Here is a 23,038-nt window from a genome sequence, read left to right as displayed (position 1 = left end):
AAACCGATAAATACAGCCGTCTTGGTGCGGCTGTATTTTATTCCGCATCACCCGACGACACTCCCTGCAACGTCGCCAGACGCGCCTGACATCGCGCTCGCAGCAGCCCTTTTAGAGTCTGGACTCATCTGAAAAGAGGTCCGACTCGATGCCCGCACATCACAGATACCGACCACAACATCTTGCTTTGGCGATAGCACTTGCCTTGGGTTGCGCTGAATTTGCGCAGGCTCAAGAACCGTTGGATGAACAAGTTCTTCCAACGAAAAAAACGTCGCAGGAGCTGATAAAAGAATTCGATGCGTTCAACAAAACAGCAACGCCCCATAACGTCAAAAAGACACAGAACTGGGGTGAGCTATTGCTTACCGAAAAAGACGATTTGGTAAAGGTCCTCACTCACGAGACTTACGCCGGGATGCTGGAGGGTGGTGCTGGCGTGAACGGCATACAACTCGATGCTGCAAAAGGTGGAACGCTGGGCGAAAGTCGCCAGTTTCAACAGCTCGATGTGAAGAAGGGAGAATGGACGCTGACCGGTTCCGGCGATTTCAGCAAAGGTGCACTGGTTCGCTCAAAAACAATGCTCAACAATGAAGGTCACATCAAAGGCGATGCATGGGTGCACGGTGCCCTCAGAAATACGGGAAGCATCGACGGCCACGTCGACATCTTCGAAAAAGCGACCTTCAGTGGCAACGGAACCGTAGGTGCCTTGAACGTTCAGGGCCACATGCTCGTCAACCGGGCGCAGGGTGCGCCAACGGTAAAAGGCGACATGACCCTCAGTAAAACTGCGGTCGTTTCCTATGAGATCAACCCGGATGGTTCCAGTGAAACCATCAAGATCGATGGCACTGCCCATCTCGGGAACGCGACCCTGATGGTGGTCACGACCGAGGGTGAATTTCCGCTGAACAGTGAGTACACCGTCATTGAAGCCGAAAAGATTGAAGGCAAGTTCGGCGATGTCTCCAGTGATCGTGCCTACATGAAAGCAGAGGCAGAACCCCGTGAAAAGACCGTCGTTTTGCATTACTCCCGCAATGAGGTCCCGATTGAAAATAACGCGATGAATAAAAACAGCGAAAATTTCGCAAAGGCCATTGTCGAACCTGAAGCTGACACAACAGGACAATCGACGAATGCTGCCGTCACCACCCTTCTCGGCGCCAGTACCAAAACCGCTCCGTGGATCATCGAGATCCTGGCCGGCGACAGCAACGCCAACCTCGCCAAAACCACTTTGAACAGTGTTGCCCCTGTGAGCACCAGCATGCTCTCGGCCATGCGCCAACTGGATACCGCAGGCAACGTCGGCAATCAGAGCAACGCGCCTCGCCTGGCGGCCGGCAACAAAGATAATGGTCGGGTCTGGCTACAGGCCTTGGGGCATGGCGGGAAACTTGATCGTAACTTTCAGGACCTGAAATATTCCACCGAAGGTCTGGTGTTAGGCGCCGACTGGGGCCTCGGTGAGCATTGGCATCTGGGCATGATTGGCGGCCAATCCTCCACGCGCATGGACAGCCGTCAGCTTGACGGCGACCTCGACAGTTGGCACCTGGGTGCCTATGCCCTGCGTCAAAGCGGCCCGGTGGCGCTGCGGCTGGGTGCGACCTTCAGCAAGCACGACGGCAGCAACAAACGCGACGTCAACTTCCCTGGTTTCAGGGACCGTCCCAAAGCTCGTTACGACGCCACCACCCAGCAGGCTTTCGCCGAACTAGGCTACAACGTCGGGCGCGGCAACGTCAGCGTCGAACCGTTCGCCAGCGTCGGCTACCAACGCTACCAGCGCGACAGTTTCCCGGAAAAGGGTGGCGCGGCGGCGCTGAAAGTCCACGGGCAAAGCGACGAGAACCTGACCAGCACGCTCGGGCTGCGTCTGGCACAGATCAACGGACTGGATAACGGCATGCAGCTGACGCCGCGCTTCAGCGCCGGCTGGAAGCACACCTACGGCGAACTCTACAGCTACACCCGCCAGCGACTGGTAACGGGCGGTAGCGATTACACTGTTTACGGGGCGCCGCTGGACCAAAACATCCTGACACTCGATGCCGGGCTGGACCTTCGGGTATCCGCCAATAACACCCTGGGCGTCAGCCTCAATGGCGAAGCTGGCAGTGATGGCCGCCATTACGGCGTGACGGGACAATGGCGAATGGCGTTCTGATCAGTCACTGACGCTAGACAAACCCTGTGGGAGCTAGCCTGCTAGCGATTGCGGTGTGTCTTGCAACATGGGTATCAACTGACACTCCGTCATCGCGAGCAGGTTTGCTCCGACAGGGTAGGTGATGCAATCCGGAGCGGATTTTCAGGCGAAAAAAAAGGGGAGCACATGCCCCCCCGAGGTTTAAAGCGTTGTATCGAGGCTGTTAAATCAGCCTTCGATCTCGATCAGGATTTCGCCCGGATTCACGCGGTCGCCCTTGGCCACGTGGATGGCGGTGACTTTACCGGCGATGGCAGCCTGGACTTCGGTTTCCATCTTCATTGCTTCGGTGATCAGCACAGCCTGGCCAGCCTTGACACTGTCGCCTTCCTTGACCAGCACATCAACGATGTTGCCCGGCATGGTGGTGCTGACGTGGCCCGGTGCAGTGGCTTGCTTGCGCTTGCTGCTGCCGCCACCGACGAATTCGTTGAGTGGTTCGAACACCACTTCTTCCGGCATGCCGTCGATGGACAGGTAGAAGTGACGCTTGCCTTCAGCCTTGACGCCGACACCGGTGATGTCGACGCGATAGGTTTCACCGTGGACGTCGATGACGAACTCGGTCGGAACGCCTTCGCCACCGGCCGATGCAACACCGCCAGCCTCAGGAATCGGCAACAGCACTTCTGGTGTCAGGGTGCCCGCGGCACGCTCCTCGAGGAATTTGCGACCAATGTCCGGGAACATGGCGAAGGTCAGCACGTCTTCTTCGGACTTGGCCAGTGCACCGATGTCGGCGCGCAGCTTGGCCATTTCCGGCTTGAGCAGGTCGGCCGGGCGCACGTCGATCACTTCTTCGCTGCCAATGGCCTGGCGACGCAGTTGTTCATTCACCGGTGCCGGCGCCTTGCCGTAGCCTCCTTGCAGATACAGCTTCACTTCGTTGGTGATGGTCTTGTAACGCTCGCCGGCGAGCACGTTGAAGAACGCCTGGGTGCCAACGATCTGCGAGGTCGGGGTCACCAGCGGCGGGAAGCCGAGGTCTTCGCGAACGCGCGGGATCTCTGCCAGCACTTCGCCCATGCGGTTCAGCGCGCCCTGCTCTTTCAACTGGTTGGCCAGGTTGGAAATCATCCCGCCCGGTACCTGGTTGACTTGAACGCGGGTGTCGACGGCGGTGAATTCGCTTTCGAACTGGTGGTACTTCTTGCGCACGGCGTAGAAGTACAAGCCGATCTCCTGCAGCAATTCCAGGTTCAGGCCGGTGTCGAATTCGGTGCCTTTGAGGGCAGCCACCATCGATTCCGTACCTGGGTGACTGGTGCCCGAGGCGAAACTGGAGATCGCGGTGTCGATGTGGTCGGCGCCGTTTTCGATGGCCTTGAGCTGGCACATCGTGGCCAGGCCAGCGGTGTCGTGGGAGTGAATGAACACAGGCAGCGACTGTTCGGCTTTCAATGCCCGAACCAGTTCGCCCGTGGCGTACGGGGTCAGCAGGCCGGCCATGTCCTTGATCGCCACCGAGTCGCAACCCATGGCTTCCATTTGTTTGGCTTGCGCCACGAACGCGTCAATGGTGTGCACCGGGCTGGTGGTGTAGGCGATGGTGCCCTGGGCATGTTTGCCCGCCGCTTTAACCGCTTCGATGGCTACGCGCAGGTTACGCACGTCGTTCATCGCGTCGAAGATGCGGAACACGTCGATGCCGTTGACCGCCGCCTTGGCGACGAAGGCTTTGACCACGTCATCGCTGTAGTGACGGTAGCCCAGCAGGTTCTGGCCACGCAGGAGCATTTGCAGGCGAGTGTTAGGCAACGCCGCACGCAGTTGGCGCAGACGCTCCCACGGATCTTCTTTCAGAAAACGTACGCAGGCGTCGAAGGTCGCGCCGCCCCAGCATTCCAGCGACCAGTAGCCGACTTTGTCGAGCTTGTCGCAGATCGGCAGCATGTCTTCAGTGCGCATGCGGGTGGCGAGCAGCGATTGATGGGCGTCGCGCAGGATTGTGTCGGTAACGTGGATTTTCTTGGTCATTGGAGTATTCCTCACAGGCCTGCGTGGGCGGCGATGGCGGCGGCGATGGCCAGGGCCAGCTCTTCGGGTTTGCGCTTGATCGAGTAGTTGGTCAGTTCAGGGTGGCTTTCAACGAAGCTGGTGTTGAACTGGCCACTACGGAATTCCGGGTTACGCAGAATTTCCTGGTAGTACGCGGCGGTGGTCTTGACCCCTTGCAGACGCATATCGTCCAGGGCTCGCAAACCACGGTCCATCGCTTCTTCCCAGGTCAGCGCCCACACCACCAGTTTCAGGCACATGGAGTCGTAGAACGGCGGAATGGTGTAGCCGGTGTAGATCGCCGTGTCGGTACGTACGCCGGGACCGCCGGGTGCGTAGTAACGGGTGATCTTGCCGAAGCTCGGCAGGAAATTGTTTTTCGGGTCTTCGGCGTTGATCCGGAACTGCAGGGCGAAACCACGGTGGTGGATGTCTTCCTGTTTCACCGAAAGCGGCAGGCCGGAAGCGATGCGGATCTGCTCGCGGACGATGTCGATGCCGGTGATTTCTTCGGTGATGGTGTGTTCCACTTGCACCCGGGTGTTCATCTCCATGAAGTACACCTCGCCCTCGGCGAGCAGGAACTCCACGGTACCGGCGTTCTCGTAACCCACGGCCTTGGCTGCGCGCACCGACAGGTCGCCGATGTAGGCGCGCTGTTCCGGGGTCAGTTGCGGGCTCGGAGCGATTTCGATCAGCTTCTGGTTACGACGCTGGATCGAGCAGTCACGCTCGAACAGGTGCACCACGTTGCCAAAGCTGTCGCCAAGAATCTGCGCTTCGATGTGCTTCGGATTGACGATGCATTTTTCCAGGAACACTTCCGCCGAACCGAACGCCTTGGTGGCTTCGGAAATGACCCGTGGGAAAGCCTGCTCGAGCTCTTCGCGGCTGTTGCAGCGCCGAATGCCGCGGCCGCCACCACCGGAGGTGGCCTTGAGCATGACCGGGTAACCGATACGGTCACCCTCGGTCAGGGCCTCTTCGATCCCCGACACATTGCCTTCGGTGCCTGGAGTCACCGGCACGCCAGCCTTGATCATGCTGCGGCGGGCTTCGGTCTTGTCGCCCATGCGGCGAATCACTTCCGCCGATGGACCGATGAATTTGATACCGCGTTCAGCGCAGATGTCTGCCAGCTCGGCGTTTTCCGACAGGAAGCCGTAGCCAGGGTGCAGCGCATCGCAACCGGTTTCCACCGCCAGGTTCACCAGCTTGCGCGGGTTCAGGTAACCGGCCAGAGGCTCGGCACCAATGCTGTGGGCCTCGTCCGCACGCTTCACATGCAAGGCATGACGGTCGGCGTCGGAATAGATCGCGACCGAGCGAATGCCCATCTCGGCGCAGGCACGCACGATTCGTACGGCAATCTCACCACGGTTGGCGATCAGGATCTTTTTTATCACTTGGAGGTTCCCTTGAGCCGGTGGTACCCACGACCTGCTAGACCAGGTCGACGCGTGACCAAATGTTTCAATTTGGTCGCAGCTCCACACTAGCGCCCACAAGGGATTAACAAAAATGAATAATTATTGGGTCATGCATAAGTAAAGACTTATAGTTGATGCATCAGCCCGCGGCGAGAGTGCGAACAAAATGCGTAAGTCGTTGATGCGTATGACATTGCGTCAATTGCAAATTTTCAATGAAGTGTGCGATCTGAGGTCCTATAGCCGCGCAGCCGACGAAATGTCGCTCACACAACCGGCGGTAAGCCTGCAGATTCGTCAGCTCGAAGAGCTGATTGGTCAGCCATTGTTCGATTATGTCGGTAAAAAACTCTACATGACCGAGGCGGCCGAAGCACTGCAACGTGCCAGCCGGGACATTTTCGGGCGCCTGGAAAACCTCGATATGCAGCTATCGGACATGCAAGGGTCGTTGCAGGGCCAGCTGAAACTGGCGGTGGAATCAAGCGCCAAGTACTTCGTCCCGCACCTGTTTGCCGCGTTCAAGCGCCAGCATCCGGAGGTCAACCTGCAGCTGACGGTGGTCAACCGCAGCCAAGTGATTCGACGCCTCTCGGACAACCGTGATGACTTGGTCATCATGTCCATGGTGCCGCAGGACATGGGCCTGGAGTTCTTGCCATTCCTCAACAATCCTATCGTCGCCGTGGCGCCACCGAATCATCCGCTGTGCCACATGGGGCCATTGCGCTTGCAGGACCTGGAGCCTTATACCCTGCTACTGCGCGAGCCCGGTTCGGGTACGCGGATGGCCTGCGAAGAGTACTTCAAAGAGAAGCGCGTGCACTTCAACCAGACTCAGGAAGTGTCCTCAGCGGAAGCTCAACGCGAGTGTGTGCTGGCGGGTCTGGGCGTGGCGCTGTTGACGCGCCATGCCCTGAACCTTGAGTTGGCAACCGGTGGGCTGATTGAGTTGCCAATAGAAGAGTTGCCGCTGTTCCGCAGCTGGTGCCTGGTACAGGCCAAGGCAAAACGCCTGTCACCGGTGGCTCACGCCTTCCTTGCGTTTGTGCGCAGCGAGCGGGTGCAGATCAGCGCGCTTGTTGAGCGCTTCGACGGGAAACGGTCGGTGCTGCCTGCCAGTAGTTGAGCTCCAGATCTTCAGGAAAATCGCCGATCTCGGCCAAAAGCTGGCGCCGCTCACAGCGATCCTCAATGGCGCGGCGAAACTCCATGCGGCGCTGATCTTCCTGCTGACGACGGGTTTTGACAGCGCTGTTGCGTTCTTCGTAGGGCTGGGCCATTTCGAGTCTCCCAAGGCGAGTACGGGAGTTTCAAGATAGGCGCGAGGGATGACGGTTTGGCGGCCATGAAGTTACAGGCTGATGAAAGTTTGTGGCTCGCTGCTGCACCTGTGGCGAGGGAGCTTGCTCCCTCGCCACAAAGCGCCCCGCGAACACCGGTATCAATCGTCCAGCGCTTTCACCGACTTGGGCGACAACCGCAGACTGCGCAGGCTGCGCTTGACGCTCTTGAGGTGGTTGACCAGGCTCGGCCCGCGCGCCATGGCCACGCCCATCGCCAAGACATCGATCACCACCAGGTGAGCGATACGCGAGGTCAGCGGCGTATAGATCTCAGTGTCTTCGTGCACATCGATCGCCAGGTTGACGGTCGACAGCTCGGCCAACGGAGTCTGGCTCGGGCACAGGGTAATCAACGACGCCCCGCTCTCGCGAACCAGATTGGCAGTGATCAGCAGATCCTTGGAACGCCCGGACTGGGAAATGCAGATCGCCACGTCAGTCGGCTTCAGCGTCACCGCCGACATCGCTTGCATGTGCGGATCGGAATACGCCGCCGCGGTCAGCAGCAGACGGAAGAACTTGTGCTGCGCATCCGCCGCGACCGCGCCCGATGCGCCGAAGCCGTAGAACTCGACACGCTGGGCCTGGGACATCAGCGTCACCGCCCGCTGCAACTCCAGTGGATCGAGCTTCTCTCGAACCTCCATCAAGGTATGCAGGGTCGTGTCGAAGATTTTCAGGCTGTAGTCGGCGACCGAATCGTCTTCATGGATCGCGAACTGTCCGAAACTCGCACCGGCGGCGAGGCTCTGGGCCAGCTTCAGTTTCAGGTCCTGGAACCCGGAACAGCCGATGGCACGGCAAAAGCGCACGATGGTCGGCTCACTGATGCCGACACTGTGGGCCAGGTCAGCCATGGAGCTGTGCATCACGGCCGCAGGGTCAAGCAGCACGTGATCGGCGACCTTGAGCTCCGACTTGCGTAACAGGTGGCGAGACTGGGCGATGTGTTGCAGCAGATTCAAAGGGCTGGACTCTTTGTTATTGGCAGGTGCCGGGGATGTAGCACGCTTGTAGTTATACTACATGAATCGGCTTTTTGCCCGCTCAATGCGTTACCGAATCCCTCGATTTCAGGTGCCCGCACCTCATGTAGCACTCATGGCGCGGGTCCGCGGAACAGGTTTTTCAAGTGAAAAGTTCATTGAGTTACTTATATGAAGACTAAGAAATAACGCAACAGACTCAATTAACAATGACACCTGCCACCTTACAAATCCAAATAACAAAGCCCAACCAAAACAAACTTTAGCTCGCTATATTAGTTTCCGCAGGAAGCAAAACCCAATAAAGGAGCTACAGACCATGATTATTAAAAGCAAAGACTGGACCGCACAAACCGATCGCATGCCAGGCGCCCTTTCGTTCCGTACCTGCGGCACCGTAACCGTTGCCCGCACCGGCATCACACCGAAGCTGGAAATGAGCGCGCTGCAAGACAAGTCCTTCGACCTGCGCCTGGAACTCAAACTTGAAACGTCCAATGAAGTTTCGCTGCAAGTCGAAACCGACAAGTTCGTTGAATACAAATTCCCGGGTAACTCCAATGTGACCGGCGTCAGTATTTTCTACGAAGGCAAGTTGCTGCACCACATTGATAAAGTACTGATTACCCACTAAGAGCTGCTATCGCTTCCGGCAATTCAGGCGTCCCGCAGACTCAGCTACTGAGGCGTGGGATGCCTTCTTCTCAATCAGCGATCTGCGCGTGCAACAAGCCGGCCAGGGTTTCGGCCTCCACCGGGCGGCTGATCAGATAACCCTGCACTTCATCGCAGCGCTCGGCTCTCAGGAAATCAAGCTGTTCGCGCCGCTCGACGCCTTCCGCCACCACCTTCAACGACAAGCCGTGCGCCATGGCGATGATTGCCCGGGTAATCGCCGCGTCTTCGCTGCCCTCGCCCAAGCCACGGATAAACGCCTGATCAATCTTCACGTAGTCCACGGGAATCCGCTTGAGATAGCTCAGAGAGGAATAGCCGGTACCAAAGTCGTCAATCGCCAGTTTCACGCCCAAGTCACGTAGCTGCTGGAATGTTGCAATGATGTGCTCGACGCTATCGAGCAACTGGCTTTCGGTGAGTTCCAGCTCAAGGTAGCGTGGCTCCAGACCGGTTTCTTCCAGCACTTGGCGCACCAGACTGACCAGCTTGCCCTGCCGTAATTGATGCACCGACAGATTCACCGACACCCGAATTGCTTCAAGTCCCTGCCGCTGCCACTCACAGGCTTGCCAACAGGCCTGGCGCAGCACGAACTCGCCAATCGGTCCGATCAACCCGGTTTCCTCGGCCAACCCGATGAAGTCCCCCGGTGGCACCCGGCCCATGATCGGGTGATCCCAACGTACCAACGCTTCGGCGGCATTTAACTTGCCGGTGGCAAGGCACAGTTTCGGTTGGTAAAACACTTTTAACTGTTTGTCTTCGACGGCCTTGCGCAGATGGTTTTCCAGTTGCAAGCGCTCCAGGGTGCTGGCCTGCAAACTATCGGTATAGAACTGGAAATTGTTGCCCCCCAGATGCTTGGCGTGTTGCATGGCCATGTTCGATTGGCTGACCAAGGCCGAAATTTCCCGGGCGCTGTCCGGCAACAGGCTGATGCCCATCGACGCACTGACCACCAACTCATGCCCTTCGATAGTCAGCGGCAACCGCAACTTGCTCGCCAGACGCGTCGCAACCCGCGCGAGGCTCGACAGGTTGCCGTAAGAGTTGAACAGCACCGCAAACTCGTCACCGGACAAGCGGGCGATGGTGTCGGCTTCCGGCAATGCATTCACCAGCCGCCGAGCCATTTTCTGCAACAGCTGGTCGGCGATTTCATGCCCCAGGCTGTCGTTGAGCTGCTTGAAGCGATCCAGATTGATGTGCAGCAACGCCAGGCTGCGATAGCCGCCCTGGCGCACTCGCTGATGCGCTTGGCTGAGTCGTTCGCGGAACATCGAGCGGTTGGCCAGGCCGGTCAATTCGTCGTAATGGGTCAGGTAACGCATGCGCTCTTCCGATTCCCGGCGAGCCGAGAGATCCGCGAAGAAGCCCACGATATGGCTGACATTTCCCCGGGTATCGCGCACCGCATTCAGTTGCAGCCATTGCGGATACATCTCGCCGTTCTTGCGGGTTTCCACCAATTCGCCCTGCCAGGTGCCATGCTGCTCCAGCGCCTGATGAATCGCCGCGTAATGCCGACGAGCATCACGGCTGCAAGGCAACTCAACGACATTGCGGCCGATCATGTCTTCAACGTCATAGCCGGTCACTCGACTGAAGGCCTGATTGATCGCGATCAGGGCGTAATTCGGATCGAAAATCACGATCCCTTCACTGGCAGCTTCGAATACTGTCGCCGCCAATTGCCGCTGTGCTTCCAGACCTTTGCTGACGCTGATGTCGCGACGGGTGCCGACCATGCGGAGCACCCTGCCGTTTTCGGCGCGCTCGACCGCCCGCCCGCGGTCCTCGATCCAGACCCAGTGACCATCACTGTGCCGCACGCGATACTCGATCTGATAGTCCTCGGTTCGCCCTTTCAAATGCTCGACCAGCGCTCTTTTCAGCGCGGGAAGATCCTCCGGGTGCAGCCGCGGCTTGAGGTGACGCAGGATGCCCGTCACCTGTTCCGGCTCCAGGCCGAACAATTCCTGAATCTGTGTGTGGTGAACTTCGTCGGTTTGCAGATTCCAGTCCCACAGCCCCAGCTCACTGGCCTTCAATGCCAGTGCCAGGCGCGCTTCACTCTTGCTCAGCGCCTGATTGGCGGCGTCCAGCTCCAGGCTACGCTGGGCAACGCGGTTTTCCAGATCGATCTGGATTTCTCGCAATTCGTCCTCGGCCCGCCGGCGCTGCTCGATTTCCGTGGCCAGCTTCTGATTGAGCTGATCGCTGCAACTTTGCGCCTGCTGCAAGTGCTCGATCAGCGCCTGATTCTGAAAGCGCCGCATCAGGCCGCGATCGATCAATCGATTGACCTGCCAGGCAACCACGCTCAGTGCGCCGAGCAAAATCAGCCCGAACCAGCCCCACCCTTGCTGCTGTTCGTCACCGCCCCAAAACATATAGGCAATGGCCGGCAACAGGCAGGGCAAGGTAAATGACAGAAAGGCAGGCAAACTGACGGCGTAAGCCACGCTCGCTGAAAGTGCCGCAGCACCGATTAGTCCGAAGACCCAGGCTTGTTGAATGAAGTTATCGGCGGGAACCAGGGCAATACCGGCACCGGCCAGGGTCAGGCCGGTGAGGCCGGAGCCCAGCAAGAACATACGTCGCCAAACGGGGTGGGCCTGTCGATTGGGAATGGCCGAGTCGAAGGCTGCGACCTGAATCACCCGCAATGCCACAAGCGACAGCAGCCAGACCAGCCAGACCGTGACCAGGAAGTAGCGTTGTGGACTCCAGAGTAAACCGGCGCAGACCAGACCATTGATCAACATGAACAGCGTCGGCAGCAAAGAGCCCTGATACAGCAGGCGCGTGCGTTCGACCGCCATTTCCATGGCGTACTGTTTACGGATAACCCGGGGCTGCGCAGCGGGGCCCGACAGGTCGAGGCTGAGGGTCATAGGCAATGTTCTTGTTCTTATAATGATGAGCATGAGCCCGAAACGTCGACGGAGCATACACAAGCAAGTGCCCCGACCAAACAGCTGCGGGTCAAAAAACAGGCAAAAGTATCGGCCAGCCGACCCGGTGCAAACGCCGCCAGCCGAGTGCCACCAACGCTTGTAGACAATGACTGACCGGTCGTCACGCGCGCCTCTTTCATCGGCTAATGCAAAGCGGGGTTTGCCCGGTGTGACGCCGCCCCCTAGAATGCCCCGATGCGCGATGATCTCTCCCTTTTGCTGAACTCCCTCAACGATGCCCAACGGCAGGCTGTAGCAGCCCCCGTGGGTCGTCAGTTGGTCCTGGCCGGTGCTGGCTCCGGTAAAACCCGAGTGCTGGTGCACCGTATCGCCTGGTTGATCCAGGTCGAGAACGCGTCGCCCCACTCCATTCTGTCAGTGACCTTCACCAATAAGGCCGCTGCCGAGATGCGTCATCGCATCGAGCAACTGATGGGTATCAACCCGGCCGGCATGTGGGTCGGCACCTTCCACGGCCTGGCGCACCGCTTGCTGCGGGCCCACTGGCAGGAAGCGGGCCTGAGCCAGACTTTCCAGATTCTCGACAGCGATGACCAGCAACGGTTGGTCAAGCGGGTGATCCGCGAGCTCGGCCTGGACGAACAACGCTGGCCGGCCCGTCAGGCCCAATGGTTCATCAACGGGCAAAAAGACGAAGGTCTGCGCCCGCAACACATTCAAGCCAGCGGCGACCTGTTCCTGGCGACCATGCGCAGCATCTATGAAGCCTATGAGGCGGCGTGCCTGCGTGCCGGTGTCATCGACTTCTCCGAACTGCTGCTGCGCGCCCTCGACCTGTGGCGCGACCACCCGGGCCTGCTGGCGCATTATCAGAAGCGCTTCCGTCACATCCTGGTGGACGAATTCCAGGATACCAACGCCGTGCAGTACGCCTGGCTGCGTCTGCTGGCCAAGGGTGGCGACAGCCTGATGGTGGTGGGCGATGACGACCAGTCGATCTACGGCTGGCGTGGCGCGAAAATCGAGAACATCTACCAGTACTCCGAAGACTTCCCGGACGCCGAAACCATCCGCCTGGAGCAAAACTACCGCTCCACCGCCGGCATCCTGAAGGCCGCGAACGCCTTGATCGCCAATAACACCGGCCGCTTGGGCAAGGAATTGTGGACCGACGGCGGCGACGGCGAAGCCATCAACCTGTACGCCGCGTTCAATGAACACGATGAAGCGCGCTATGTTGTCGAAACCATCGAAAGTGCGCTGAAAACCGGCCTGGCCCGCAGCGATATCGCGATTCTGTACCGCTCCAACGCCCAATCCCGGGTTTTGGAAGAGGCTTTGCTGCGCGAGCGCATTCCGTACCGCATCTACGGTGGCCAGCGCTTCTTTGAACGTGCGGAAATCAAAAACGCCATGGCCTACCTGCGTTTGCTTGAAGGCCGTGGCAACGATGCCGCGCTGGAGCGGGTGATCAACGTACCGGCTCGCGGCATCGGCGAAAAAACCGTTGAAGCCATCCGCGAGCACGCGCGTCACAGCGATGTGTCGATGTGGGAAGCGATGCGCCAACTGGTGGCCAACAAAGGCCTGACCGGTCGCGCCGCCAGCGCATTAGGGGCATTTGTCGAGCTGATCGAGAACCTCGCCGCCAAGTGTATGGAGATGCCGCTGCACCTGATGACCCAGACCGTCATCGAGCAGTCGGGGTTGATTGCCTACCATGAAGCGGAAAAAGGCGAGAAAGGCCAGGCCCGGGTAGAAAACCTTGAGGAACTGGTCAGCGCCGCGCGCAACTTCGAAAACAGCGAAGAAGACGAGGACCTGACGCCTCTGGCGGCATTCCTCGGCCACGCATCGCTGGAGGCCGGTGATACCCAGGCCGACGAGCACGAAGACAGCATTCAACTGATGACACTGCACAGTGCCAAGGGCCTGGAATTCCCTTACGTGTTCCTGGTGGGCATGGAAGAAGGCCTGTTCCCGCACAAGATGAGCCTGGAAGAACCTGGCCGTCTTGAGGAGGAACGGCGCCTGGCTTACGTCGGCATCACCCGCGCCATGCAAAACCTGGTAATGACCTACGCTGAAACCCGACGCCTGTACGGCAGCGAGACCTACAACAAGGTGTCGCGCTTCGTACGCGAAGTGCCGAAAGGCCTGATTCAGGAAGTACGGCTTTCCAACAGCGTCAGTCGACCGTTTGGCGGCAACCAGTCGATGAGCGGCGGCAGCCTGTTCAGCGGCAGCGAGATTCCACAAACCGAATTCAGTCTCGGCCAGGCCGTACGGCATTCGGTGTTCGGTGATGGCGTGATCCTGAACTTCGAAGGCGCTGGCGCACAGGCGCGGGTCCAGGTGAATTTCAGCGAAGGCAGCAAGTGGCTGATGCTGGGGTATGCCAAGCTGGAAGCGATTTAAAGCGCTTTCTCCAGGAGCCAGCCTGCTGGCGATAGCGGTACATCGGTCGATGTTACTTTTGACCTGTGAGTCCGTGATCGCGAGCAGGCTCGCACACATGTTCTGCGTCTTTCCTACAGAACTTATCCACTCCTCCTACAGACCAAAGTTAACAGGCCTTATTGCCCTGATTGAAGCTGAACCCGACCTGTCAGGCAAAAGCCCGAAACACTCTGCCGCTAGCCAGTAACACTTCAGCTGTGCAACATGGCGCGCGTGCCTTCCACAAATGGGAATTCCCTCTATGAAACGTTTTCTTAGCATCGCCATGGCGTTGTGCATCGGCCTGACGATGAGTCTCGACGTCAATGCCGCCAAGCGCTTCGGTGGTGGCAAAAGCGCAGGCGCTGCGCCGACACACCAGACCAGCCAGATGGCTCCTTCTTCTCCAGGCATGGGCGGCGCTGCGGCGACCGCTGGTGCTGCCGGTGCCGCTGGCGCCGCTGCCAAGGCCGGCGGTGCTTCGCGCTGGCTCGGCCCATTGGCGGGCATCGCCGCCGGTGGCCTGCTGGCGTCCATGTTCATGGGCGACGGCTTCCAGGGCATGCAGATCTTCGACATCCTGATCATGGCGGTCATCGCGTTCCTGGTCTTCCGTTTCATCGCCGCCCGTCGCCGCAAGCAGCAGGAGCAATTCGCGCCGGCTGGCCACGCGCCGATGCAGCGTGAAGCATTCGAACAGAAGCCTGCAGGCGGTTCGATCTTCGGTGGTTCGGCAGCCCCTGTCGCCGCTCGTCCGGTGATCAATGCGCCAGCCTGGTTCAACGAACGTAACTTCATTGAAGCGGCGCGCAACCACTTCCAGTCCCTGCAGCAGCACTGGGACGCGAATGAAATGGACAAGATCGCCGAGTTCGTCACCCCGCAAATGCTGGAGTTCCTCAAGCGCGAACGTGCCGACCTGGGCGACGGCTTCCAGTCGACCTACATTGATAACCTCAATGTACAACTGGACGGTGTGGATGATCGCGCCGACAAGACCATCGCCACCCTGACCTTCAGCGGCGTGTCGAAAACCTCGCGTTTCGACCAGGGCGAAGTGTTCAGCGAAAGCTGGAACATGGAACGTCCGCAGGGCGAAAACCAGCCTTGGCTGGTAGCAGGTATCCGCCAGAACGGCTGATTACCCTCCGCGCTTCACTTGCGGCAACAAAAACCCCGGCCTCGGCCGGGGTTTTCTATTTCACGGTTGCATCTATAGCGAGCTACTGTATAAACCGCCCCATATAAACCGCGCCATACAAGCAAGAGGATCCCGGACGTGGAAGAAATCATCGAACAACTGCGTGAAGCCAACGAACCGGTACCGGTCCCCTTGGAATTGCCTGACGAAGACCTGCTGGTGGAAATCGAAGAACAACTGTTCATCGACATCCCGTTTGTTTTCAAAGAATTTCTGCTGACCGTCAGCGACGTGGTCTACGGCGGCCTGGAGCCGGTGACCGTCACCGACCCGCAATCGCACACCTACCTGCCGGACGTTGCCGCCAACGCCTGGGATGTCGGCGTCGATCGCAGCCTGATCCCCATCTGCCAGGACGGCGACGACTACTACTGCGTCGAAGAAGACGGCACCGTGGTGCTGTGGTCCGCCGAAGAAGAACTGGTGACGGAAGAAACCTGGGAATCGGTATGGCACTGGGCGCGGGACGTCTGGCTGGAAAGCTGAGTCAACTGACGCCCCTGCGGGTCAATGCCCTGGCGAATCCTTGTGGTTGTCCAGGGTATCGAGCAACGCCACCTGCATCCGGGTGTGGACGCGGATGAACCAGCGCCACAGCAGCGCCGCCACGGCGGCCGCGACCACGGCGATCAGCACCAGCAACTTGTTGGTCGGCAGAATACTGGCCGACAAGGCTGCCAATAGCAGGAAAATCACCAGCAGCGAGAGAATCGGGATCACTTCGGCGATCACCCGGCGCACTCGCTGCGTGTGGCGCCCCGCCATCTCTGGCTTCACACCCATCTCCGCCAGCAGCATCGACAGCGCCTTGAGCTTGCGATACGCGGCTATCAGGAATGGCAGCGACACCAGCAGCGCCCCGCCCCAAATCAAAGCCTTCTGCCAGCTCGGATCGCTGATCCAATCCTGCAGATACGCGGAAATGCGTTCGGCAAAGTAAGCGCCCGCGAAGAAAATCGCGATCACCAACGCCAGATTGACCCCCACTTGCAGCAAAATCCTCCGGATCATCGACGCCAGCAACGCGCCCTGGCCCTGCGGCTGGATGCTGCGCAGCCATTCACCATACATGCCCAGCACGCGCCCCAGCCTCTGTGGCATCACTGCAGCCAACTTGATCGACAGCGGGTCGGCGGCACGAATCAGATAAGGCGTTAGCAGCGTGGTGATCACCGACACCGCCACTGCCACCGGATAAAGAAAGTTACTGGTGACCTGCAGGGTCATGCCCAGCGCAGCGATGATGAAAGAAAATTCGCCAATCTGAGAAAGACCCATCCCGACGCGCAGTGAGGTCCGTCCATCATTGCCGGCGATAAACGCACCGAGCCCGCAGGACAACATCTTGCCGAGCACCACCGCCACGGTGATGACCGCAATCGGCCAGGCGTACTGCAGCAGGATCATCGGGTCGAGCATCAGCCCGATGGCGACGAAGAAAATCGCGCTGAACAAATCACGAACCGGCTCGATCAAGCGCTCGATTTTCAGCAACTGCCGGGATTCGGCCATGATTGCGCCGATCAGGAATGCGCCGAGCACCATGCTGTATTCGAGCTTGACCACCAGCAGGCAGAAGCCGAAACACAGGCCCAGCACCGTGATCAACAGCATTTCGTTGCTTTCGAATTTCGCCACATATGACAGCAATCGCGGCACCAGCAAGATGCCGATCACCAGTGCGACGATCATGAACAGCGACAGCTTGCCGACCGTGGAAAACACTTCGCCTGAACTGACCGTGCCACTGACGGCGATGCTCGACAGCAACGCGATGATGCCGATCCCGAGAATGTCTTCAACGATCAGTACACCAAAGATCAGCTGCGCGAAGCGCTCGTTCTTCATCTTCAGGTCGTTGAGGGCCTTGACGATGATCGTGGTCGAGGAGATCGCCAGAATCGCACCCAAAAACAGCGAATCCATGGTGTTCCAGTCAAACCAGCGGCCAATTTCGTAGCCGATCCAGATCATCAGCACGATTTCCAGGAATGCCGCGATAAACGCCGTGGCACCGACCTTGAACAGTTTGCGCAGGCTGAATTCCAGCCCCAGACAGAACATCAGAAAAATCACCCCGAGCTCCGCCAGGGTTTTGATGGTTTCTTCGTCATGGATCAGGCCGAATGGCGGGGTGTGCGGGCCAATAATGAAACCGGCAACGATGTAGCCCAGCACCACGGGCTGTTTGAAGCGATGGAAAAGAACGGTCACCACACCTGCGACCAACATGATCACTGCCAGGTCCTGAATAAAACTGATGGCATGCATGATGTGAGGCTCCTTGGTGACATTGTTCATACACCGGGCGTGAGAAACGTCCGAGTGAGCAGTATGAAAATCCGCTATCTGCGTAAGAGTTTTGCCCTCGAGGATAGGCTTTTGAAGGGTAACACCGGGACTTCTGGCAGAAAGGCGGTGCAATATATGGAAACAGATCGATCCGGCGTGACGGCGATCAAGCGCCCGGCGTCCCGATAACTGTTGGTTTGAAAAAACCGCCGAGGCACCCGTAGAGGTGCGCCCCCTCAAACCTTGCCTTGAACCGTGAGAACGCTATGGAACCCGGAAACGCCCAACTGTCGATGACAGTATTGATGACCCCCGACATGGCCAATTTCTCTGGCAATGTTCACGGCGGCACCTTGCTCAAGTACCTCGACGAAGTGGCCTACGCCTGCGCCAGCCGTTATGCCGGCCGCTACGTCGTGACCCTGTCGGTGGACCAAGTGATTTTCCGTGAGCCGATCCATGTCGGCGAACTGGTGACCTTCCTCGCTTCGGTCAACTACACCGGCAACACGTCCATGGAAGTGGGCATCAAGGTGGTGACCGAAAACATCCGCGAGCGCTCGGTGCGCCACACCAACAGCTGCTTCTTCACCATGGTCGCAGTGGATGACCAGCGCAAACCTGCCCCGGTGCCGCCACTGCAACCGCAAAACAGCGAAGACAAGCGCCGCTATATCCAGGCACAGCAACGCCGCCAGATTCGTCAGGAACTGGAAAGGCGCTATCAGGAAATCAAAGGCGACGCCTGAGCTATTCAGTCGGTTTGATGGTGTTCTGTAGATGGCTATCGCGAGCAAGCTCGCTGCCGCAGGGGTTCGGGTATCCTGTGGCAGCGAGCTTGCTCGCGATTGGCCCAACGCTGATTAAAGGCTGATCGACGTCGCCTCGAACCGCACCCGAGGATGGGCAATCCGGTCCTGCGCCCGCACCAGTTCCAGCTCATAGCTGGCGCAGGCCTGGGTCTCCAGCAACACCTCGTGCACCGCTGATGCGGCGAACTCGAAGGCGGCCACCAGGCTATCGCCCAATAGCACACGCGCCAGGAACAATCCGGACGTCAGGTCGCCAACGCCCACGGGTTGACGTGGAAACGCCAGCATCGGCCGTTGCAGGTGCCAACTGCCCTCGGCTGTCACCAGCAACATTTCGAAGACGTCGGGGGTTTTACCCGGGTAGTCCAGATGCTTGACCAGCACGGCCTTCGGCCCGCGCGCCAGCAACGACCGCGCCATCGCCAGGCAATCAAACAGCGATTGCGGCTTGCGTCCCGAAAAACTGTCGAGCTCCAGTTGGTTCGGGCACATGAAGTCAGCCACGGCGGCAGCTTCCTCCAGCAGAAAATCGCTGACTTCCGCAGGCACGCTGCAGCCCTTCTCCGGATGGCCCATCACTGGATCACACAGATACAGCGCTTTGGGGTTCATCGACTTGATCCGCGCCACACCGGTGAGAATCGCCCGGCCCTGAGCCGCGCTGCCGAGATAACCCGAGAGCACGGCGTCGCAATTGCCCAGCTCGCCAATGGCCGCAATGCCTTCCACAAGATCCGGGATCTGGTGCGGCGCCAGCACGTCACCGGTCCACTGACCATATTGCGTGTGGTTGGAGAACTGCACGGTATTAAGCGGCCAGACGTTCACCCCGACCCGCTGCATCGGGAAAACCGCGGCACTGTTGCCGGCGTGGCCGAACACCACATGGGACTGGATAGCGAGCAGATGGGGTGTACGTTTCATGCGGTGAGTTTCCGTAAAACGATTGAGTTCGAGCGGCGCAGTATGCGACTAAACGCAGCCTGTACGACAGACCGGCGACACAGTTAAGCTGACACTCTCTTGTTGGAGCACCCTGTTGATGCTGACCCTTGGAAATATTTTCGTGTTGATGCTGCTCGCCACCGCTGGCGCCTGGCTTTGGCACAACCACGGCTTGCGTGAGCGCGCACTGGAGCGGGTCAAGCAGCATTGCAGCAACCTCGGGATCGAGCTGCTGGATGGCAACGTGGCGTTGAAAAAAATTGGCTTCATCAAGGATGCCAATGGTCGGAGGCGCCTGGCTCGTGTGTACAACTTCGAATTCACCGTCACCGGCGAATCCCGGCATAACGGCACCATCACCCAGTTCGGCGCCCACAGTGCGCAGATCGAACTGGCGCCTTACCCGATGCCGTTTGACGATACGCCTCCGGTCGTCGATGTGGTCAAGCCCAGCGCGCAGGTGATCGAGCTGAACCATTGGCGGCAAGAGCACAACAAGTGGCGGCCTTGATCTTCAACTCAACCGACAATGGGCCAGGCCTCTCTGCAGCACTTCGAGGTCTTGCGGCGCGCTGAAAATCAATTCAATCCGCGAATCCTGACGCCATTCACTGGCTTGCCACGCCACCGCTGAATTATCCAGCGCGTTCGCCGATACCCAGCCTTGCTCACTGTGAACAACCAGCTTCGCACGCCGCCAGCACAGGCTTTCAAGCCAGTGGCCGAGCAGTGCCGAATCGAAGACCTGGCTCGGATGCCAGCGCCAGCCGATACTCCAGCCCCCCTCCTGTTCCTGGCTTAAACAAATCGGCAGCGTCGGGTCGCTCCAGATTGCAGGAAGCTGCGCCAGACGCTTGGGCATCACAAAGTTATCCACACCTGCCACCGCTCGCGACGCAAGACCGGGCAGCTCACTCAAGGGTAGCGCGGCTTGTTGCGTCCAATACAACGGACGCACCGGCAACATGGCACCTATGCGCTGGCGGTCCGCATCCTCAAGCCCTTCAGACTTGTTCATCAGCAACAGCCCCGCACTGTTCAGCGCCTCTTGTTGCGCCTCAGGCAGCGGCTTTCCTGCTGCGAGCGCTTGCGCATCGAGTACCAGCACGCTGGCTTGAAGACTCAGTACGCCTTGCCATGGCGCCTCGCTCAGCTGCTTGAGCAACTGCACCGGATGCCCCAACCCCGAGGGCTCGATGAACAACCGGTCCGGCCGCGCCTTGCGCAGCAAACGGCCGAGCCCGACCTGAAAGGGCGCGCCATTGACGCAACACAAACAGCCACCGGCCACTTCCCCCAGTGCGATACCATCAGCCTCCTGAGTCAGCAGCGCGGCGTCGATGCCAATCTGTCCGAACTCGTTGATCAACACCGCCCAGCGTTCACCGGCGGGACGTTGCGCCAGCAGGTGCTTGATCAGGCTGGTCTTGCCTGCGCCCAAGGGCCCGGCGATGACGTGGGTGGGAATGTTCTGCAACATGATCGAAGGTTTCTGAGGAAATAAGTATGCGGTGGATGGGAGTGTCGTTACTGCTGACGCTTGCGTGTGGTGAGGCGTTGGCACAAGCCTGCGTTGTCCACAGCCAGGCGGAACGCCTTGACGTCCAAGTCTGCCAGCAGAACCGCAACATCCCGGAAAAACTGTTCGCCGACGGCTTCTGCCAGCCAAACCTGGCCGGGCAGAAGGTCGAGGTACGGTACGTCGACCATTGCCCCACTGGCGCGTTCGGCGTGTGCAGCAACGCGCAAGTTGCCAATATGCCTTACCGGCAGGATATTCACTATTACGGCGTGGCCACGGACGCGGCGTATTTGCAGCCGTATTGCGAAGGGCAAAGCCAGGGTACCTGGCTCAAGCCTTGAGCGGTTAGCTCAGCCAGTCGAGCGTGAGGATCAGACGGCGCTCGCCGGGATCCAGATGCGGCGAGCGGTGAATCAGACCGAAGCCTTCATTGCCATGCCATTTTTCGCCTTTGAGCAAGGCGACTTCGCCACTGCCGATCTTCTGGATCAACCTGTCATCCTGAGGTTCAGCGGCGGCCTGGCCCAGTTGACGACGGTCCATGGCGCCTTCCCTCAGCCATTCGCTGCCGAGCCCGGCGTAAGTGGTGATCAACCGTACGGGAACGTGGTCGACGTGAAAGCGCGGGCACATGGCCTTGTCAAGAACCCTCAGGCGCACGCCGATTCGCCGCGCGCCGAGCAGGCAGGCAAACGCGCTGACCAGCCAGGAAACGTCGGCGATGAATCCTTCGTAACCTTCAAGATCACTGAAGTCTGAGGCCAATCCATGGAGATTGGGTTCAGTTTCGTCGTCGACCATTTCCAGGGACAACGATTGCGCCAACGGCTCGTTCAGCGAAAGCAGTAGAGTCGCGAAGTCAGCAATATGCAGCGGGAGTTGGCGATTCCAGACGGCAAGGTTTACGCCGTCATCGAGAATGCCGCTCAGGGATGTTGGTGTTGCTCCCTGCTGCTGGCGGATCGTCCTACCGGACAGTCCCACTGGGGTCAATGTCAGCATCAGGCAGCCTCTTCATGCCAAGGGCCAAACGGATCCGCAAGCAATCGCCAGCCTTCGACTCCCAGTGCCATTTCATCGTCTGTCAGCAGGCACTCATCGAGCGCTGCGGTGAGCATTTTGAAGTCGATGTTCTGGCCGATGAACACCAGCTCCTGCCGGCAATCCCCCGTGTCGCGGGTCCAGTTTTCCATAATGCCGGCCGTGCTTCCCTCGTCCTGCGGCCACTGGTTCTTCGGCACAAAACGCCACCAGCGCCCAGCGAAACCATGACGCATCAAACCGCCGGCCTGAGACCAGCTACCGGCATCCATGTGCTTACTGGCCAGCCAGAAGAACCCCTTGGATCGCAGCAGCTTGCCATTGACCCACGGACGGTCGATGAAGCTGAAAAAGCGTTGTGGATGGAAGGGACGACGCGCCCGATAAGCGCTGGAGGCAATGCCGTACTCGTCAGTTTCCGGTACATGTTCGCCGCGTAACTCGCGCAACCAGCCTGGCGCCTGGGCGGCTTTATCGAAGTTGAATCGACCTGTACTGAGGATCTTTTCGAGCGGTACTTCGCCCATGACCATTGGAATGATCTCCGCCTCGGCGTTGAGTCGCTCCAGGATCGCAATCAACTCCTGGCGATCGCGGCTGCTGATGAGGTCGATCTTGCTGATCAGGATCACGTCAGCGAACTCCACCTGCTCAATCAGCAGGTCGGTAATCGCACGTTCATCTTCTTCGCCCAAAGTCTCACCACGGGAAGCGAGGCTTTCGGCGGCCTGGTAGTCGAGCAAAAAATTCATGCCGTCGACCACCGTGACCATGGTATCGAGCCGCGCGATATCCATAAGGCTTTGCCCGCTTTCGTCGCGGAACGTGAAGGTTTCCGCTACCGGCAGCGGTTCGGAGATGCCTGTGGACTCGATCAATAAATAATCAAAACGACCCTCGCTGGCAAGCTTGCTCACCTCTTCCAGCAAGTCTTCACGCAGGGTGCAGCAGATGCAGCCATTGCTCATTTCAACGAGTTTTTCTTCTGCGCGATTGAGGCTGACGTCGCGCTGGACCTCGCTACCGTCAATGTTGATTTCACTCATGTCGTTGACGATCACCGCGACTCGAAGATTTTCTCTATTACGTAGTATGTAATTAAGAAGTGTACTTTTTCCGGCCCCTAGAAAGCCCGACAGCACGGTCACGGGTAAACGATTTGGCATCAGATGCTCCTCACGGGATTCCCGGTCAAAATGTCGGGCT

Annotated in this window: 19 protein-coding genes; 9 read left to right on the top strand and 10 right to left on the bottom strand. The window is 58.9% G+C overall.

The annotated features are described in order from the left end of the window. Nucleotides 1–148 precede the first annotated feature (148 nt). On the top strand, nucleotides 149–2,179 hold the full coding sequence (locus BVK86_RS14375; protein ID WP_075947052.1) for an autotransporter outer membrane beta-barrel domain-containing protein: 2,031 nt from the start codon (nucleotides 149–151) through the stop codon (nucleotides 2,177–2,179). A 210-nt stretch (nucleotides 2,180–2,389) separates the two neighbouring features. Here the strand turns inward: BVK86_RS14375 and oadA are convergent, their stop codons facing one another. Both oadA and BVK86_RS14365 read right to left on the bottom strand, forming a co-directional pair. Next, nucleotides 2,390–4,198: a sodium-extruding oxaloacetate decarboxylase subunit alpha gene (gene oadA, locus BVK86_RS14370; RefSeq protein WP_075947051.1), complete on the bottom strand. Its 1,809-nt coding sequence runs from the start codon at nucleotides 4,196–4,198 to the stop codon at nucleotides 2,390–2,392. A gap of 11 nt (nucleotides 4,199–4,209) precedes the next feature. Continuing rightward, the gene (locus BVK86_RS14365; protein ID WP_056854322.1) at nucleotides 4,210–5,625 is read right to left on the bottom strand and encodes an acetyl-CoA carboxylase biotin carboxylase subunit; all 1,416 of its coding nucleotides are present in this window, start codon (nucleotides 5,623–5,625) and stop codon (nucleotides 4,210–4,212) included. A gap of 190 nt (nucleotides 5,626–5,815) precedes the next feature. On the opposite strand from BVK86_RS14365, the gene BVK86_RS14360 reads away from it, so the two are divergent. After that, a complete protein-coding gene (locus BVK86_RS14360) occupies nucleotides 5,816–6,778 on the top strand; it encodes a LysR family transcriptional regulator (protein WP_075947050.1) in 963 nt (320 codons plus the stop codon). Here BVK86_RS14360 and BVK86_RS14355 read toward each other — a convergent pair. Continuing rightward, nucleotides 6,720–6,932, bottom strand: coding sequence for a PA3496 family putative envelope integrity protein (locus tag BVK86_RS14355; RefSeq protein ID WP_075947049.1), 213 nt, complete (start codon nucleotides 6,930–6,932; stop codon nucleotides 6,720–6,722). The genes BVK86_RS14360 and BVK86_RS14355 overlap by 59 nt on opposite strands. A gap of 161 nt (nucleotides 6,933–7,093) precedes the next feature. Continuing rightward, nucleotides 7,094–7,960 (bottom strand): transcriptional regulator HexR, encoded by an 867-nt coding sequence (gene hexR / locus BVK86_RS14350; protein WP_007954250.1) that lies wholly within the window; start codon nucleotides 7,958–7,960, stop codon nucleotides 7,094–7,096. Between the two features lie 340 nt (nucleotides 7,961–8,300). Here hexR and BVK86_RS14345 point away from each other — a divergent pair, with 340 nt between their 5' ends. Next, nucleotides 8,301–8,615, top strand: a complete 315-nt coding sequence (locus BVK86_RS14345; protein WP_075947048.1) for a hypothetical protein — start codon at nucleotides 8,301–8,303, stop codon at nucleotides 8,613–8,615. Nucleotides 8,616–8,685: 70 nt separating this feature from the next. Here the strand turns inward: BVK86_RS14345 and BVK86_RS14340 are convergent, their stop codons facing one another. Beyond that, nucleotides 8,686–11,556, bottom strand: coding sequence for an EAL domain-containing protein (locus BVK86_RS14340; RefSeq protein ID WP_075947047.1), 2,871 nt, complete (start codon nucleotides 11,554–11,556; stop codon nucleotides 8,686–8,688). Between the two features lie 258 nt (nucleotides 11,557–11,814). Between BVK86_RS14340 and uvrD the strand changes: the two genes are divergently transcribed. The 3 genes from uvrD to BVK86_RS14320 all read left to right on the top strand — a co-directional run bounded on the left by uvrD (nucleotide 11,815) and on the right by BVK86_RS14320 (nucleotide 15,706). Continuing rightward, nucleotides 11,815–13,998, top strand: a complete 2,184-nt coding sequence (uvrD, locus tag BVK86_RS14335; RefSeq protein ID WP_075947046.1) for a DNA helicase II — start codon at nucleotides 11,815–11,817, stop codon at nucleotides 13,996–13,998. A gap of 283 nt (nucleotides 13,999–14,281) precedes the next feature. Next, nucleotides 14,282–15,160, top strand: coding sequence for a Tim44 domain-containing protein (locus tag BVK86_RS14325; RefSeq protein WP_075947044.1), 879 nt, complete (start codon nucleotides 14,282–14,284; stop codon nucleotides 15,158–15,160). 138 nt (nucleotides 15,161–15,298) lie between these two features. Continuing rightward, nucleotides 15,299–15,706, top strand: coding sequence for an SMI1/KNR4 family protein (locus tag BVK86_RS14320; protein ID WP_075947043.1), 408 nt, complete (start codon nucleotides 15,299–15,301; stop codon nucleotides 15,704–15,706). Nucleotides 15,707–15,727: 21 nt separating this feature from the next. On the opposite strand, the gene BVK86_RS14315 is transcribed toward BVK86_RS14320, so the two are convergent. Next, nucleotides 15,728–17,491, bottom strand: a complete 1,764-nt coding sequence (locus BVK86_RS14315; RefSeq protein ID WP_075947042.1) for a cation:proton antiporter — start codon at nucleotides 17,489–17,491, stop codon at nucleotides 15,728–15,730. 287 nt (nucleotides 17,492–17,778) lie between these two features. Between BVK86_RS14315 and BVK86_RS14305 the strand changes: the two genes are divergently transcribed. Further along, entirely contained in the window at nucleotides 17,779–18,261 is a 483-nt protein-coding gene (locus BVK86_RS14305) for an acyl-CoA thioesterase (protein ID WP_075947040.1), read from the top strand. A 114-nt stretch (nucleotides 18,262–18,375) separates the two neighbouring features. Here the strand turns inward: BVK86_RS14305 and pdxY are convergent, their stop codons facing one another. Then, nucleotides 18,376–19,248: a pyridoxal kinase PdxY gene (pdxY, locus tag BVK86_RS14300; protein WP_075947039.1), complete on the bottom strand. Its 873-nt coding sequence runs from the start codon at nucleotides 19,246–19,248 to the stop codon at nucleotides 18,376–18,378. 118 nt (nucleotides 19,249–19,366) lie between these two features. Between pdxY and BVK86_RS14295 the strand changes: the two genes are divergently transcribed. Next, complete coding sequence (locus BVK86_RS14295; protein WP_075947038.1) at nucleotides 19,367–19,780, top strand: DUF3301 domain-containing protein; 414 nt, start codon at nucleotides 19,367–19,369, stop codon at nucleotides 19,778–19,780. 3 nt (nucleotides 19,781–19,783) lie between these two features. Here BVK86_RS14295 and BVK86_RS14290 read toward each other — a convergent pair whose 3' ends face one another. Further along, nucleotides 19,784–20,749: a CobW family GTP-binding protein gene (locus tag BVK86_RS14290; protein WP_075947037.1), complete on the bottom strand. Its 966-nt coding sequence runs from the start codon at nucleotides 20,747–20,749 to the stop codon at nucleotides 19,784–19,786. Between the two features lie 26 nt (nucleotides 20,750–20,775). Between BVK86_RS14290 and BVK86_RS14285 the strand changes: the two genes are divergently transcribed. Then, entirely contained in the window at nucleotides 20,776–21,132 is a 357-nt protein-coding gene (locus tag BVK86_RS14285; RefSeq protein WP_075947036.1) for an NADH:ubiquinone oxidoreductase, read from the top strand. Nucleotides 21,133–21,136: 4 nt separating this feature from the next. On the opposite strand, the gene BVK86_RS14280 is transcribed toward BVK86_RS14285, so the two are convergent. Continuing rightward, nucleotides 21,137–21,793, bottom strand: coding sequence for a DUF1826 domain-containing protein (locus tag BVK86_RS14280; RefSeq protein ID WP_075947035.1), 657 nt, complete (start codon nucleotides 21,791–21,793; stop codon nucleotides 21,137–21,139). Then, nucleotides 21,793–22,998, bottom strand: coding sequence for a zinc metallochaperone GTPase ZigA (gene zigA / locus BVK86_RS14275; protein ID WP_075947034.1), 1,206 nt, complete (start codon nucleotides 22,996–22,998; stop codon nucleotides 21,793–21,795). The genes BVK86_RS14280 and zigA overlap by 1 nt, the downstream gene beginning before the upstream one ends. Between the last annotated feature and the right edge of the window lie 40 nt (nucleotides 22,999–23,038).

It is taken from the genome of Pseudomonas reinekei (genome assembly GCF_001945365.1).
Lineage (GTDB): Bacteria > Pseudomonadota > Gammaproteobacteria > Pseudomonadales > Pseudomonadaceae > Aquipseudomonas > Aquipseudomonas reinekei.
The sequence above is the reverse complement of the archived record's forward strand: the minus strand, read 5'-3'. Positions and strand labels throughout refer to the sequence as shown.